The 14,124-nt window shown below is 71.8% G+C and carries 14 protein-coding genes and 1 tRNA gene; 6 read left to right on the forward strand and 9 right to left on the reverse strand.

Annotated elements, in window-relative coordinates:
* Positions 1–47: 47 nt before the first annotated feature.
* From IGS67_RS01965 to IGS67_RS01980, 4 genes are read right to left on the reverse strand one after another with little or no spacing between them, the layout of a single operon-like run.
* The gene (locus IGS67_RS01965) at positions 48–512 is read right to left on the reverse strand and encodes a PTS sugar transporter subunit IIA (protein WP_328741364.1); all 465 of its coding nucleotides are present in this window, start codon (positions 510–512) and stop codon (positions 48–50) included.
* Positions 509–838, reverse strand: coding sequence for a glucose PTS transporter subunit EIIB (locus IGS67_RS01970; RefSeq protein ID WP_328741391.1), 330 nt, complete (start codon positions 836–838; stop codon positions 509–511). The genes IGS67_RS01965 and IGS67_RS01970 overlap by 4 nt, the downstream gene beginning before the upstream one ends.
* 17 nt (positions 839–855) lie before the next feature.
* Positions 856–1,101 (reverse strand): glucose PTS transporter subunit EIIB, encoded by a 246-nt coding sequence (locus IGS67_RS01975; RefSeq protein ID WP_192277297.1) that lies wholly within the window; start codon positions 1,099–1,101, stop codon positions 856–858.
* Positions 1,098–1,895: a GntR family transcriptional regulator gene (locus tag IGS67_RS01980; protein ID WP_192277300.1), complete on the reverse strand. Its 798-nt coding sequence runs from the start codon at positions 1,893–1,895 to the stop codon at positions 1,098–1,100. The genes IGS67_RS01975 and IGS67_RS01980 overlap by 4 nt, the downstream gene beginning before the upstream one ends.
* A gap of 255 nt (positions 1,896–2,150) precedes the next feature.
* On the opposite strand from IGS67_RS01980, the gene IGS67_RS01985 reads away from it, so the two are divergent.
* Both IGS67_RS01985 and ptsP read left to right on the forward strand, forming a co-directional pair.
* Positions 2,151–3,599, forward strand: coding sequence for a PTS transporter subunit EIIC (locus tag IGS67_RS01985; RefSeq protein WP_192277302.1), 1,449 nt, complete (start codon positions 2,151–2,153; stop codon positions 3,597–3,599).
* Positions 3,596–5,269 (forward strand): phosphoenolpyruvate--protein phosphotransferase, encoded by a 1,674-nt coding sequence (ptsP, locus tag IGS67_RS01990; RefSeq protein WP_192277303.1) that lies wholly within the window; start codon positions 3,596–3,598, stop codon positions 5,267–5,269. The genes IGS67_RS01985 and ptsP overlap by 4 nt, the downstream gene beginning before the upstream one ends.
* A 185-nt stretch (positions 5,270–5,454) precedes the next feature.
* Here the strand turns inward: ptsP and IGS67_RS01995 are convergent, their stop codons facing one another.
* A complete protein-coding gene (locus tag IGS67_RS01995) occupies positions 5,455–5,721 on the reverse strand; it encodes an HPr family phosphocarrier protein (protein ID WP_192277305.1) in 267 nt (88 codons plus the stop codon).
* A 127-nt stretch (positions 5,722–5,848) separates the two neighbouring features.
* Here IGS67_RS01995 and IGS67_RS02000 point away from each other — a divergent pair.
* The 3 genes from IGS67_RS02000 to IGS67_RS02010 all read left to right on the forward strand — a co-directional run bounded on the left by IGS67_RS02000 (position 5,849) and on the right by IGS67_RS02010 (position 7,788).
* Positions 5,849–5,922, forward strand: a tRNA-Leu gene (locus IGS67_RS02000).
* A 178-nt stretch (positions 5,923–6,100) separates the two neighbouring features.
* Positions 6,101–6,931 carry a Bax inhibitor-1/YccA family protein gene (locus IGS67_RS02005; protein WP_192277307.1) on the forward strand — a complete coding sequence of 277 codons (831 nt, stop codon included), beginning with the start codon at positions 6,101–6,103 and terminating at the stop codon, positions 6,929–6,931.
* A 455-nt stretch (positions 6,932–7,386) separates the two neighbouring features.
* Complete coding sequence (locus tag IGS67_RS02010) at positions 7,387–7,788, forward strand: FKBP-type peptidyl-prolyl cis-trans isomerase (protein WP_192277308.1); 402 nt, start codon at positions 7,387–7,389, stop codon at positions 7,786–7,788.
* A 252-nt stretch (positions 7,789–8,040) separates the two neighbouring features.
* Here the strand turns inward: IGS67_RS02010 and IGS67_RS02015 are convergent, their stop codons facing one another.
* Positions 8,041–10,011, reverse strand: a complete 1,971-nt coding sequence (locus tag IGS67_RS02015) for an HNH endonuclease signature motif containing protein (RefSeq protein ID WP_192277310.1) — start codon at positions 10,009–10,011, stop codon at positions 8,041–8,043.
* Positions 10,012–10,333: 322 nt separating this feature from the next.
* Between IGS67_RS02015 and IGS67_RS02020 the strand changes: the two genes are divergently transcribed.
* Positions 10,334–11,203, forward strand: coding sequence for an LLM class flavin-dependent oxidoreductase (locus tag IGS67_RS02020; protein ID WP_192277312.1), 870 nt, complete (start codon positions 10,334–10,336; stop codon positions 11,201–11,203).
* A gap of 252 nt (positions 11,204–11,455) precedes the next feature.
* Here the strand turns inward: IGS67_RS02020 and IGS67_RS02025 are convergent, their stop codons facing one another.
* The 3 genes from IGS67_RS02025 to IGS67_RS02035 all read right to left on the reverse strand — a co-directional run bounded on the left by IGS67_RS02025 (position 11,456) and on the right by IGS67_RS02035 (position 14,122).
* Entirely contained in the window at positions 11,456–12,748 is a 1,293-nt protein-coding gene (locus IGS67_RS02025; RefSeq protein ID WP_192277313.1) for a class I SAM-dependent methyltransferase, read from the reverse strand.
* Positions 12,749–12,866: 118 nt separating this feature from the next.
* Complete coding sequence (locus IGS67_RS02030) at positions 12,867–13,274, reverse strand: DUF5997 family protein (RefSeq protein WP_210767016.1); 408 nt, start codon at positions 13,272–13,274, stop codon at positions 12,867–12,869.
* A gap of 179 nt (positions 13,275–13,453) precedes the next feature.
* The gene (locus IGS67_RS02035; protein ID WP_192277315.1) at positions 13,454–14,122 is read right to left on the reverse strand and encodes a response regulator; all 669 of its coding nucleotides are present in this window, start codon (positions 14,120–14,122) and stop codon (positions 13,454–13,456) included.
* Positions 14,123–14,124 lie beyond the last annotated feature (2 nt).

The raw sequence follows: 14,124 nt of genomic DNA on the forward strand, positions 1-14,124 counted from the left end.
TCGACGTCCTGGCCCTTCGTCGTGCCGTGCTGGGGGTGCTGCGCCGGTCAGCCCCAGACGAACAGGGTGTCGGTCACGGTGACGTCGGTGCCGTCGGCGGGGGCGCCGGTGAGTGCGTCGGCCGGGGCGTCGAGGGCGACGACGGGGCAGACGGCGGAGCGGCCGCCTGCCTCGACGGCGGCGGGGTCCCACGAGATGAGGACGTCGCCGCGCTGCACGGTGTCGCCCTGCTGGTGGTGGACGGTGAAGCCGTCGCCGTCGAGCTGGACGGTGTTGATGCCGAGGTGGACGAGGACGCCGCGGCCGTCGGTGCCCGCGATGACGAACGCGTGGGGGTGGACCTTGACGATCGTCCCGTCGATGGGGGCGACGGCATCGCGTCCGGCCTCGGGGTCGGGGACGATGGCGACGCCGGGGCCGACGTAGCCCGCGGAGAACACGGGGTCGTCGACGTCGGCCATCGCCATGGTGCGTCCGGCGACGGGCGCGAGGATGTCGAGGGGTGCGGTCACCGCAGGTCCTCGATGTCGGAGGCGAGGGTGTCGGCCTCGGGTCCGACGATGACCTGGACGGCATCGCCGCCCATGACGACGGCGATCGCGCCGGCGGCCTTGAGGGCGGCCTCGTCGACGAGCGCGGGGTCCTCGACCTCGACGCGCAGGCGGGTGATGCAGGGCTCGAGATCGATGATGTTCGAGTCGCCGCCGAGGGCCGCGAGGATCTGGGAGGCCTTGCTCATGGTGTGCTCCTTGGGTGCTGTGGTGCGGGTGTCAACGTGCGGCGGGCGTCGGTGGTGCCCGGTCGGCCTCGTGCGGCGCGTGGTTGCGGTGCGTGCGATGTCGGGTACTGGGCCTGCTACATGAGGTCGTCGAGCGCGGAGGCGATCGTGTCGACCTCGGGGCCGACGACGACCTGGACGACGCGACCGTGGCTCGTGACGCCGTAGGCGCCGGCCGCCTTGAGGGCGGCGGCGTCGACGACCGCGGGGTCGGTGACGAGTGCGCGGAGGCGGGTGGTGCACGGGTCGATCTCGACGATGTTGTCGACGCCGCCGAGCGCGGCGAGGATCGCAGCAGCGCGCTCCTGGTCGGACGTGCTCATGAGGCTCCTTCCGGGGTGGGAGTGAGGACTTCGGGGACGGGGGGTGCGGTGCGTGCGGGGCGGGGGACGAGCATGGGCCGTGCCTCGCGGAGGGGGACGAAGACGCTGTAGCGGTCTCCGCGGAACGTCGACTGCGTGTACATCACGGCGGTCTGGCCTGCGTAGGAGCGGCGCTGGGTGCGCATGACGGCTCGCTGCGTCGTCATGCCGAGGAGCCTGGCTTCGTCGGGGGTCGCGTCGGCCGCCTGGAGCGTGTCCTCGCCCCACGTGGGGGCGAGGTCGAGCGCGCGGAGGACGGCGTAGAGGCTGTCGGGGACGCCGTCGGTGAGGAGGCCGGGGGCGAGGTGGGCGGGGATCCACGAGGACTCGATGCTCATGGGTGTGTCGTCGGCGGTGCGGAGCCGGGCGACGTGGTGGACGGGCGCGCCGACGTCGAGGTCGAGGCCGCGGGCGACGCGTGGGCTCGCGGGTCCGGTCGTGGCCTCGAGCACCTCGGCGCCCGGTTCGAGGCCGCGGCGGCGGGCTTCCTCGCCGAACGTCGTGAGGCGCATCTCGAAGTCGGCGTGGCGCGGTGCGACGAAGGTGCCGCGGCCTTGCTCGCGGACGAGGGTGCCCTCGGCGACGAGGGCGTCGAGGGCCTGACGGACGGTCATGCGGGAGACGTCGAAGCGTTCGGTGAGGGCGCGTTCCGAGGGCACGGCATCGCCGACCTCGAGCTCGGTGGCGATGAGCTCGGCGAGGTAGTCCCGCACGACGAGGTGCTTGTGGCGGCGCGCAGCCTGCTGCGGCGTCATGGCGCTGGTCCCCCTCCCTGGGTCGTCCCGTCGTCGGGACGTGGTCTCCGTCGCCGGAGCGCTTGACACATCATCATGTCTAGACCACTGTGGTGGCAAGTGGTCCAGACAACTTGTCCCACGACTGTACGCCAGGACCCGGGGGACGACCGACGACGGTCGCCGCCGATGCACCACCGGCTCCACGACATCACCTCACGACCACCGTCCGACGACGCACCGAAGCCTCGCCGTGACGTGACCCGAAGGAGTGCCATGACCACGGTCGACCAGACCGCACCACGCGCGAAGCGGACCATCCCAGGGTTCGCCCAGCTCCAGCGCGTGGGCCGTTCCCTCATGCTTCCCATCGCCTCGCTCCCCGCCGCGGCGCTGCTGCTGCGCCTGGGGCAGCCCGACATGCTCGGTGCCGACGGCCTCGGCAAGAACGCTGACTGGCTCGTCCCCGTCGCGCAGGTCCTCGCGGCCGCCGGTGGCGCACTCCTCGACAACCTGCCGATCCTCTTCGCGATCGGCGTCGCCATCGGGTATGCGCGCAAGTCCGACGGCTCGACCGGCCTCGCCGCGATCATCGGCTACCTCGTCTTCACGGGCGTCACGAAGGCGATGTCGCCCTACATCCTGGGCAAGCCTGATGCTGTCGTCCCCGCGGACGTGCTCACCGGCGTGGATCCGGCGGCGCTCGCCGCGGCCCAGGACGGCGACTACACGGCGCTCGTCCAGGCAGGAGTGGCAGCAGGGGCAGGAGCGCCCACCCAGGTGCTCATCAACTACGGCGTCCTCGGGGGCATCGTCATCGGCCTCACCGCTGCGCTGCTCTATCAGAAGTACTACCGCATCAAGCTGCCGGCGTACCTCGCGTTCTTCGGAGGTCGCCGCTTCGTGCCGATCATCACGGCGGGCGTCTCCGTCCTCATCGCCGTCGTCGCGTCGTTCGTCTACCCGGCCTTCGACGCCGCGTTCACCGCGGTCGGCGACTGGGTCACCGGCTCGGCCGTCGTGGGTGGTTTCGTCTTCGGCACGCTCAACCGCCTGCTCGTGCCCTTCGGTCTCCACCACCTGCTCAACTCGATGCCGTGGTTCCAGTTCGGTGACTTCACGAACGCAGCCGGCAACGTCGTCCACGGTGACATTCCGCGCTTCCTCGCTGGCGACCCGACCGCAGGCATGTTCCAGGCGGGCTTCTTCCCGATCATGATGTTCGCGCTCCCTGCCGCGGCCCTCGCGTTCGTCCACACCGCCAAGCCGCAGAACCGCAAGGTCATCGCGGGCATCATGGGCTCTGCTGCGCTCGTCGCGTTCGTCACGGGTGTGACCGAGCCGCTCGAGTTCGCGTTCGTCTACGTCGCTTACCCGCTCTACGCGATCCACGCCGTGCTCACGGGTGCGTCGCTCGCGATCGTCAACGCGCTCGAGATGCGCTCCGGCTTCGGCTTCTCGGCCGGCGCGATCGACTTCCTGCTCAACTGGAACATTGCCGAGAACCCCGTCGGCATCATCGCCGTCGGTCTCGTGTTCGCGGTCATCTACTACTTCCTCTTCCGCTTCGTCATCACGAAGTGGAACCTCAAGACCCCCGGTCGCGAGGACGACGGCGTCGACACGGCGGCGCTCGTCGCCGACGACGCGTCGGGCGGCGCGGCGTCGGGTGGCGCAGCGACCCGCGGTGCCGGCCGGACGACGTCCGGAGGTGACACTGCATGACCTCGCTGCTGACCGGGGTGCCTGTGAGCCCCGGGCGGGCCGTCGGCGTCGTCCATGCGATGCCGGCCTCCGTCCCTGAGCCCTCGCCGGCACCCAGGTCGGCCGGGACAGACGCCGAGACGGCGGTCGCGCAGGTCGCGGCCGCCGTCGCGGCGGTCCAGACCGACCTCTTCGACCGGGCCGGTCGCGCTCAGGGCGTGGCGGCCGAGGTCCTCACGGTGACGGCCGCGATGGCCGGTGACCCGACGCTCGCCAAGGGCGCCGCGCAGCGCATCACGGACGACGGCGCGACGCCCGAGCGCGCCGTGTGGGACGCGGCCGAGGCGATCGCCGTCCAGCTCGAGGGGCTCGGCGGCATGATGGCCGAGCGAGCGCGGGACGCACGCGACGTGCGCGACCGCATCGTCGCGGTGCTGCGCGGCCTGCCCGCGCCGGGCGTGCCCGACCCGGGCACGCCGTTCGTCCTCACGGCGTCCGACCTCGCGCCGGCCGACACGGCGACGCTCGACCCCGCGAAGGTCCTCGCGATCGTCACGGCCGGTGGCGGTCCGACGTCGCACACGGCGATCCTCGCGCGGTCGCTCGGTATTCCGGCGATCGTCGCGTGCGCCGGTGCGACGGCCATCCCGGACGGGACGACGGTGCTCGTCGACGGCGGCGAGGGCACGGTCGACACTGCGCCGTCGGACGCAGACGTCGCGGCGGCCGCGGCGCTCGCGGGCGTCGTGCGGACCTTCGACGGCCACGGTCGGACCTCCGACGGACACCCGGTCGCGCTGCTCGCGAACGTCGCGGACGCGCAGGGGGCGGATGCTGCGGTCGCTGCGGGCGCGGAGGGCGTCGGGCTGTTCCGCACCGAGTTCTGCTTCCTCGGGCGGGCCGACGAGCCGAACGTCGACGAGCAGGTTGCCGCGTACCGCACGGTGCTCTCGAGGTTCCCGGGCCGCAAGGTCGTCGTGCGGACCCTCGACGCGGGAGCCGACAAGCCCCTCGCCTACGTGACGGCCGACGACGAGCCCAACCCGGCGCTCGGCGTGCGCGGCCTGCGGACGGCCGTCGAGCACCCTGACGTGCTCGAGCGGCAGCTCGAGGCGATCGCCGCGGCAGCGGCAGCCGAGGAGGCGGACGTGTGGGTCATGGCGCCGATGGTCGCGACGGTTGCCGAGACCGAGGAGTTCGTCGAGCGGTGTGCCGCGCACGGGCTCGGCACGGCGGGCGTCATGGTCGAGGTGCCCGCCGCCGCGCTGCAGTCGGAGCACATCCTCGCCCACGCGGCCTTCGCATCGATCGGCACGAACGACCTCACGCAGTACTGCATGGCCGCCGACCGTGAGACGGCGGCGCTCGCCGGGCTCTCGACGGGCTGGCAGCCTGCTGTCCTGCAGCTCGTCGCGGCGACGTGCCGTGGGGGAGCGGCTCGCTCGGCCCCGGTCGGCGTGTGCGGGGAGGCCGCAGGCGACCCGGCGCTCGCCGTCGTGCTCGTCGGGCTCGGCGTCTCGTCGCTCTCGATGACGCCCCGAGCGCTCGCGGACGTCGCGGCCGTGCTCGCGTCGGTCGACAGGGCGACGTGCGAGCGGCTGGCGTACGAGGCGCTCGCACAGCCCGACGCCGTCGCGGCGCGGTCGGTCGTGCGGGCCGGGATCCCGGCACTCGCGGAGCTCGGGCTCTAGCAGACGAGTCGCACGGACGATGACGGGCCGGTGAGGAGCGATCCTCACCGGCCCGTCATGCTGGGTCATGTGCTCCCGCGCTGTGCCGCGTGGACGTGTGTCATGTGCACGCGGGGCTCCTGACGCTCAGGCGCCTCGTTGCGCAGAGGTCCTGGTGCGCAGGCGGTGCGCCGTGTCGGCGTGCCTCAGATGGTCTCCTGGCTGAGGAACGCCTCGAGGGCGTCGAGCGCGGTGACGTCGTCGGGACTGTCGCCCTCGGTGCGGAGCGTGACGACCTCGCCAGCGGCTGCGCCGAGCGTCATGACGCCGAGGATCGAGGCGGCGTCGACGGGCGCGTCCTCGCCGCGCGAGATCGTCACGGCGACGGGCTGCTTGCTGGCCTCCTGCACGAACATCGCGGCCGGGCGGGCGTGGAGCCCCTCGAGAATCGCGACGGTGACAGTACGTTCCATGGTCGAGCTCCTTCGCTCCGGGTGTGTATCGGGTTGATCCTAGGCGACGACGACCTGTCTGGTCTAGACCACTCGCCGGGGTGTGTTCCGTGGGACGATCGTGCCTGCCGCGCGTCGCCGCGCGCAGGCCCCCGTAGCCCAACCGGCAGAGGCAGTCGGCTTAAACCCGACGCAGTGTGGGTTCGAGTCCCACCGGGGGCACCGACTCTCGGCAGCAGTGCCGAGATGTCCGTCGGTGCTGGCATGCTTGGACCAGTTCCGCACGCGTCGGGACGAGCGGGAACGATGTGGGGCCCGCGCGCGTTCCACCACACAGAACACGCAACAACGCGAGCAGCCCGGACGACCGCCCGGCCTGTGACGACTGCCAGGAGGAACAGTGAGCAACCCCGTCTTCACGTCGAGCCGGGCCTTCCAGGACCCCGTGCAGCAGCGCGGGAACCAGGCTCAGGGCTACGACTACGGCACCGCGGCGTCCGCCGCGACGCTCGAGAACATGTACGCGCAGCCGTCGGCCACGCCCGTGCAGACGAACCGCCTCACGTACGACGACGTCATCGTCAAGACCGGCGGGCTTCTCGCGCTCGTCGTCATCGCGGCAGCCGTCTCCTGGCAGCTGTCGCCCGCGATGCCCGGCCTGTACATCGCCGGCGCGATCATCGGCTTCGTCCTCGCGCTCATCAACATCTTCAAGAAGTCGCCGAGCCCCGCGCTCATCATGGGCTACGCCGTCGCCGAGGGTGTCTTCCTCGGTGGCCTCTCCGTGTTCATGGACGCGTTCTACCCGGGCGTCGCCATGCAGGCGCTCATCGCGACCGTCGTGACCTTCGCCGTCGTGCTCGTCGGCTTCAAGAGCGGCAAGCTCCGCACGTCGCCCAAGCTCACGAAGATGTTCTTCATCGCGATGATCTCCTACGCGGCGTTCTCGCTCGTCAACCTCGGCATCATGCTCTTCGGCGCATCCGACAACGCCTGGGGCCTGCGTGGTGGCGAGATCGCCGGGTTCCCGCTCGGCGTCATCATCGGCGCGGTGGCGGTGCTCCTCGCGTCGTACTCGCTCGTCATGGACTTCGAGCAGATCAAGCACGGCGTCGAGGTCGGTGTTCCGCGCAACCTCGCCTGGACCTTCGCGTTCGGGCTCGTCGTCACGCTCGTCTGGCTGTACGTCGAGTTCCTGCGTATCTTCGCGATCCTTTCCGGTCGCGACTGACGACAGCACAAGGCGCGACGGCTCACTGGCCGGCGCAGCTGCACGCTTCACGACGCGGCTGTCCCTCTTCCGGGGCAGCCGCGTCGTCGTATGCACTGCAGCGCACGGTCCCTCAAGGTGACCGTGGCAGCCGTCAGTCTGGCCACGGTGGCACTCGGACTCCCCGTAGCGGCCGGCGGCTTGTCCGTGGTGTCTGTGGCCGTCGGGTCGTCCGCAGTGGACGGCGGCTTGTCCGGTTGTGTCAGTTGCTTGTCCGTGGTGTCGGCGTCCGGCGGCTTGCCAGCGGTGGCCGTCGAGGGGGATCCGCGGGGACCCTTGAGCTGCCCGCGGTCGCTCTCACAGGCGGTCCGCGGTGGGTCACAGGACTGCCCCACGTGTGGCCCCGCGCCCGGCCCACTACCCTTGACCGAGGTCTCGCGACCGCGAGGCGCTACCACGACGAGAGGTTCGACACCGTGGCAACCCTTCCCCAGGCATCCGGCGGCTTCGGCGACAAGCCGGTGCTGACCTTCCCCGACACCGAGGCTCCGGCAGAGCTCGAGGTCCAGGTCCTCGTCCAGGGCACGGGCGACACCGTCGAGGCCGGCGACAACATCGTCGTCAACTACCTCGGCCAGACGTGGGGCGGGCACGTCTTCGACAACTCCTACGACCGTGGCTCCGCGATCGATTTCCCGATCGGCATCGGCCGGGTCATCGGTGGCTGGGACGTGGGACTCGTCGGCAAGCAGGTGGGCTCGCGCGTCCTCCTCTCGGTTCCGCCGCACCACGGCTACGGCTCGCGCGGCGTCCCGCAGGCGGGCATCGGAGGCGACGACGTCCTCGTCTTCGTCGTCGACATCCTCGGCACCAACTGAGCGCAGCAGCACGATCATCCTCAGGGGCGGCCCTCGTGGCCGCCCCTGAGGCGTACCTGGGCGACTTCGTGCCATGGCGTGGGCCGGCGACTCGGGTTGGCCTGGTCCTCATGCGTTTCCAGCGCTCGGGATGGCACGCTCCTTGTCGTGGTAGCGGGCGGCCTGCACTCAGTCGATGCGCCGTGCTTCTCTCGCGGGAGCGCCCCTGCGGTTGCAGTGCCCGAGTGCCAGTCAGAAGGGCCCGAAGGACTGTCAGAAGGGGACGGGGTCACCGGGGATCTCTCGGGCATCGCTCGGAGGGCTGGACGGAGTGCTGCCCTCGGTCTGGTTCTCGCCTTCGTTGTTGTTCTCGTTCTCGCCATCGTTCTCGTTCTCGCCATCGTTGTCGTGTTCGTCTTCGTTCCGGTTCCGGTTCTGGTTGTCGTTCTGGCTGTTGTTCTCGTTCTCGTTCTTGGCCGAGGCGTGAGGCGGAGCGCCTGAGGCGTTCGCGCGGGGATCGGCGGCCACTCCCGTGGTTGCCATCGCGTGTGATGGCGTCGTCGGATCCGCGGGCGAGGTGCCGCGCGAGGTGACATTGCTCCCGCCGATCGCGGCGCGCGTCGTGCTGGCGCGTCCTGTGGGCGAGGTCCAGATGAGCGTCGAGGGGTGGAGCCGTCCGGTGCCCGGTTCGTCGGCCACCTGGACCGACCAGGATCCCGCGTGCTTGAGCCGGTGGTGCATCCGGCAGAGGTGAGCGAGGTTCGACGCGGACGTGGACCCGCCCTCCTCCCAAGCCTTGACGTGGTCGAGGTCGCACGCCTCGGCACGGCGACGACACAGCGGGAACCGGCACGTCTCGTCGCGGAGCTGGGTGAACACGCGCAGGTGCGACGGGACGCGGTACGTCGACCTCGACATGTCGAGCGGTGCTCCCGTGTGCGGGTCGGTGAGGATCCGCCGCAACGACGGACTCTGTGCGGCAAGCGCTCTGGCCGTGGCTCGGTCGATCACGCCCGCCCCGACGAGCTCGCCGTGCACCGCTTCCTGACGCTCGGCCTCAGGGTCTGGACCGTCCGCGCCGTCGTGGAGCAGCGGGTCCTCGGCGAGCCAGTCGACGGGGACGAGAACGGCAACTGTCGGCACGATGCCGTAGATGTCGATGTCGCAGGCCGTCGATGCAGCGTGTGCGTCGTCGTCTCCGAGGGCCTCCGCATGAGCGGCCTCGAGCATGCGCTGCTGGCTGCCGGTGAGACCGCCGGACGTCTGCCCGATCGGTGTCTGAGTGCCGGGTGTCTGGCCGGTGGGCGCCTGACCGACTGCGGACTCTCCCGTGGGCGCCTGACCGGGCGACGGCTGACCGGGCGACGGCTGACCGGGCTTGGACGCACCGGCTGCAGTCCGGCCCTGTGTCCTCTCGTGCATCCGCGCCGATGGCGTCTTGTGTCCAGCGTCGTGCTCCGGAACGAGCAGCGCGCTGTCGGTGAGCGCGTATGCCATGAGTGCGTCGGCGCGGAGCTGGGAGAGCGTCCGCGGGTCCTCAGGGGAGCGGGCCGACATCGCGGCATCCGTGCACCGGTTGTAGATCGCGTGCGCGGCGACAGCCGGCAGGTGGGCGGTGAGGGTCGACATGCCGTCGCGTGGCGGCGAGAGGAGCACGTGACGACCTGCGCGTGCGCGACGGTGCCGCACGTCGACCGACTCCGGGTGGTGCAGCTCGCGACGGCGCCGAGCGAACGACTGGAGGCCGGCAGCAGTGACAGTCGGGGCCTTCTCGAGGATCTCGGACTCGAGCGTCGGGCGTGCCTCCGGCGGGAGCGTCGTGAGCTCCTCGAGCGCGACCGTGACATGACGTTCCGAGACCTGGCCCTCGAGGAGCGCCTTCCAGAGCCGAGGGTGCTCCTCGGCCGTCGTCCGAGCGTCCTCCCAGGCGCGCCTCACCGAGCCTTCCGGCATGCGGAGCGTCGTCGCGACCTCCGCGATGCCTGAGCGATGCGCGGCCTCGATCGCTCGTGAGGACGCGAGCACAACATCGGGGACGCGCTCCGCGTGCGCAGCCTCCTGGTCGGCGAGCACGCCCAGGTGCGCGAGGGCCCGCGCCTTCATCGCGGCGGCCGTCCGGATGGTGCGCTCGGCCTGCTCGACGGCGCGCAGGACGAGGTCCTGCAGCTCGCGCAGACGGATGCCCTCCTCCACCCAGGCCTCGTGGCTGTCGAGTGGAGGAGTCTCGCTGTGATCGCGGTGCACGCGATCCGCCTTGTCCACCATGCGACAAATTCTATCGAACGCTTGTTCGATTCGCTGGTGGCGAGTCGCCTCCCTTGGGGTGAGATCCGGGGTTCGCGCGGGTGAGGAGGGGGTGGGAAGTGCGTGGTGTTCTGGACGAGAGCGGAGATGCGGACCGTCAACAGGGAGACCTGCCTGCGCCCCGCGCCCCGCCCGCACACGTGCCCCGTGCCCCCGTGCCCCGCGCCCCGCGCACCGTGCCCCGCGCGCCGTACCCCGCGTCCCGCACGCCGCGCTCCGTACCCCGCGCTCCACACCCCGCACCCCGGGCTACCCTCGACCCATGCGAGTCGGCCTGTGCATCCTTCCCCAGTTCCGCTGGAGCGAGGCCGCGCCCCTGTGGCGCGCCGCTGAGGACCTGGGCTTTGCGCACGCCTGGACGTACGACCACCTTGCGTGGCGCTCGCTCGCCGACGAGCCCTGGTTCGCCACGGTCCCGACGCTCACCGCTGCGGCGCTCGCCACGACGACGATCCCGCTCGGCACCTTCGTCGCGACCCCCAACTACCGCCACCCAGTGACGTTCGCGAAGGACGTCCTCACGCTCGACGACATCTCCGGTGGCCGCATGCTCCTCGGCCTCGGCGCGGGCGGCGGCGGCTTCGACGCGGCGGTGCTCGGGCAGGAGCCGCTCACCCCGGGGCAGAAGGTCCGTCGCCTCGACGAGTTCCTCGGCCTGCTCACGACGATGCTCACGCAGCCCTTCACCGACCACGACGGCGAGTTCTACACGGCCGTCGGCGCCCGCACCCACCCCGGCCTGCTCGCCGCCCCGCCGCCGATGCTCATCGCCGGCAACGGTCCGCGCGCCCTCGACGTCGTCGTCCGCCGCGGCCAGGGCTGGGTGACGACGGGTATCGAGCAGGTCGACGACGTCGACGCGTGGTGGCAGAGCCTCGCAACCCTCAGCGGCCGACTCGACGACGCGCTCGAGCGCGCCGGCCGCAGCGACGCCGTCGCCGACCACGAGATCTTCCCGCGCTACCTCAGCCTCGACACGTTCACGTACTCGCTCGAGTCCGTCGGCAAGTTCGACGACATGGTCGGGCGCGCCGCAGAGCTCGGGTTCACCGACGTTGTCGTCCACCGCCCCCGCACGGACGGCATCTACGCGGGCGACCCCGCGATCCTCGAACGGCTCACGCTGGACTGAGCCGGCGGAGCGTCCCGCGTGAGCACGCCGGTCTGTCGGACCGGGACGTGCGAGGCGCTCGGGTCTCGGGGCCGGGGCGCCCTGCTGAGCTGCCGGAGCTGGGCGAGGCGCTCGCTCTCAGTTGCCCGACGCTCTGTTGCCCGTCGCTCTGTTGCGCGTCGCTCTGTTGCGCGTCGCTCTGTTGCGCGTCGCTCAGTTGCCCGAGGCTCAGCTGCCCGACGCTCAGCTGCCCAACGCCCATCTGCCCGACCCTCAGCGGCGCACCGACCGCGTCACCGTGAACTTCGGTGTCCGCGCGACCTGCGTCGTCGGGCCGACGACTCGCTCGAGCGACGGCCGGTACCGCAGGTGGGAGTTCCACACGACCCATAGCTCGCCACCGGGCCGCAGCACGCGTGCGGCCGCGCGGAACATCGCCTCGGCGATGTCCGTGCTCACGACGGTGCCCGCGTGGAACGGCGGGTTGCAGACGACAACGTCGACGGACGCGTCGGGCACCGACGCCGCCGCGTCGTCGTGCAGCGTCGTCACGCGGTCGCCGACGCCGTTCGCCGCAGCCGTCGCCGCCGCCGACAGTACGGCGGCCGCGGAGCGGTCCGTCGCGACGACGGTCGCGTGCGGCACGCGCAGCGCGACGACCGTCGCGAGCACGCCCGTCCCGCAGCCGAGGTCAAGGACCTGCACCGGCGAGAGCCCCGACGCGGCGCCCGACGCGGCGCCCGACCCGACGAGCTCGTCGAAGACCTCGACCAAGGCACGCGTGCCGATGTCGAGGTTCGGCCCCGCGAAGGCAGCGCCGTGCGCGACGACATCGAGATCCCCGTCAAGTCCCGCCCCGGCGGGAACCTCGACGCGCGCCCGTCGAGGGAACCGCACGTGCCCCGGCGGCGCCGCGACAGGGCGACGTGCGACGAGCGCCCGCGCCTTGCCGTGCGCGAGCGTCGCCGACACCTCCGCGAAGCGCACCGCGAGCACGTCGTTCATGCTGCGGCTCATGTGCTTGAGCCGACCCGTCGCGAGCAGAACGACGTCCGGCGCAGCATGATCGGCGACGAGGTCCGTGAGCTCGGCGAGCGCGTCGAGCGACCGGGGAAGACGCGCGAGGACGACCCGGGCGCCGGCGACCGACGCCGGGTCGAGGGGAGCGGTCACGTGCACGCACGAGGGGTCGACCGGCAGCCCGAGACTCGAGACCGACGCCGGGTCGAGGGCAGTGACCGGGTGCACGCGCGAGGGGTCGTTCGCCAGCCCACAACTCGCGACCGCCGCCGCATTGAGGCGGATCGCCCGTTCGCTCGTCACCGTGTCCGTCGCGACGCGGACGTCCGGAGCTCCGAGGGCGAGCGCGCCGAGGGCGAGCGCCCCGTAGCCGTCGTCGAGCACCGCAACCTCACCCGGACCTGACGACGCGAGGAGCTCGCGCGCCTCGGCGAGGACAAGTCGGTCGGCGGCGTCTGCCGCGACGAGCTCGGGTGCCTCGACGTCGGGGCGGCGCCGGAGGACGTCGAGCATCGCGAGGACGTCGGCAGGCAGGGCGTGAGGCATACGTCGATTCTCCTGTACCCCGGCGGTGCCCGGAGTGGGGCCTCTCAGCAGCCGAGTGTCGCGGGAGCAGAGAGGCGCGTGCGCGGAGACTCCGACGTGCAGAGAGGCAGGCGGACGCTCAGCGGGCGTCGCGAGCGCCCTTCCCCTGCGCACCGCGCGCAGGGTCACCCTTGGCGGCACGCTGCGCGTCGCGCTCGCGGACACGCTCCTCCTCGGCCCGGACCTCGGCCTGGATCTTGCGCTCGCGGACGAGCCACTCGGGGTTCTTCTCGCGGAGCTCGGTGATCTGCTCGGTCGTCAGGGCGTCAGAGATGCCTCCGCGCGCGAGGCCCGAGATCGAGACCCCGAGGCGTGCCGCGACGACCGGACGCGGGTGCGGTCCGTTCTGACGCAGCTCGACGAGCCACTGCGGAGGGTCTGTCTGCCACGCGTCGAGCTCGTCGCGCGTGATGAAACGCTGCTGGAACTCCTCCGGCGTCGCGGGCAGGTAGACGCCCAGCTTCTTCGCCGCGGTCGCGGCCTTCATCGCCTGAGGGTGCTTGCTCACGGGGACCATCCTACCGAGCGGGAGCAGGCTCTCCCCACCACTGGACGAGAAGGCCGGTGGCGGTGCTCGTCAGGGACGCTGGGCGAGGACCGTCCCGCCGCAGGGACGGGTCGCGCCCGCGCAGCGGCGCAGGTCGTGTGGCTTGACCGCGGGGACTCTCAGCCGAGCCCCGCGTCCCGCACGCAGTTGGCGATCTGCACGCGATTGTCGACGTCGAGCTTCGTGAAGATGCGCCCGACGTGCGACTTCACGGTCGGCACGCTCATGAAGAGCTCGGCCGCGACCTCGGTGTTGGACAGTCCGCGCGCGACGGCGAGCGCGACCTCGTGCTCCCGCTCCGTGAGCCGCGCGAGCCGTTCGAGAGCGTCGGCCGAGCGCGAGGGCGCGTCCCCCGTCGCAGCGGCGATGAGGCGGCTCGTCACGGTCGGGGAGAGGATCGGCTCGCCCGCGGCGGTGCGCAGGACGGCGTCGACGAGACGGTCCGGCGGCGTGTCCTTGAGGAGGAACCCGTCGGCCCCGTGCCGCAGGGCCTCGAGCACCGTGTCGTCGGTGTCGAACGTCGTGAGGACGAGGACACGCAGGGAGGGCCACCGCGTGCGCAGGGCTCGGGCGGTCGCGAGCCCGTCACGGCGCGGCATGCGCACGTCGAGCAGCACGAGGTCGGGGGAGGTGGCCGCGACGACGTCCTCGGCCTCGAGCCCGTCGGCCGCCTCGCCGACGATCTCGATCTCGCGGGCGCCCCCGAGGATCATGCGCAGGCCGGAGCGCACGAGGGCGTCGTCGTCGACGACGACGACGTGGACGCGGGACGTGACGTGGTCGCTCATGG

The sequence above is a fragment of the Flavimobilis rhizosphaerae genome, assembly GCF_014852685.1.
GTDB lineage: Bacteria > Actinomycetota > Actinomycetes > Actinomycetales > Cellulomonadaceae > Flavimobilis > Flavimobilis rhizosphaerae.

Bases quoted from the DNA above. Each gene is read 5' to 3' on its own strand.
- IGS67_RS01975 (WP_192277297.1), bottom strand. From the start codon at position 1,101: ATGAGCACGTCCGACCAGGAGCGCGCTGCTGCGATCCTCGCCGCGCTC.
- IGS67_RS01980 (WP_192277300.1), bottom strand. From the start codon at position 1,895: ATGACGCCGCAGCAGGCTGCGCGCCGCCACAAGCACCTCGTCGTGCGG.
- IGS67_RS01985 (WP_192277302.1), top strand. From the start codon at position 2,151: ATGACCACGGTCGACCAGACCGCACCACGCGCGAAGCGGACCATCCCA.
- ptsP (WP_192277303.1), top strand. From the start codon at position 3,596: ATGACCTCGCTGCTGACCGGGGTGCCTGTGAGCCCCGGGCGGGCCGTC.
- IGS67_RS01995 (WP_192277305.1), bottom strand. From the start codon at position 5,721: ATGGAACGTACTGTCACCGTCGCGATTCTCGAGGGGCTCCACGCCCGC.
- IGS67_RS02020 (WP_192277312.1), top strand. From the start codon at position 10,334: ATGCGAGTCGGCCTGTGCATCCTTCCCCAGTTCCGCTGGAGCGAGGCC.
- IGS67_RS02025 (WP_192277313.1), bottom strand. From the start codon at position 12,748: ATGCCTCACGCCCTGCCTGCCGACGTCCTCGCGATGCTCGACGTCCTC.
- IGS67_RS02030 (WP_210767016.1), bottom strand. From the start codon at position 13,274: ATGAAGGCCGCGACCGCGGCGAAGAAGCTGGGCGTCTACCTGCCCGCG.
- IGS67_RS02035 (WP_192277315.1), bottom strand. From the start codon at position 14,122: ATGAGCGACCACGTCACGTCCCGCGTCCACGTCGTCGTCGTCGACGAC.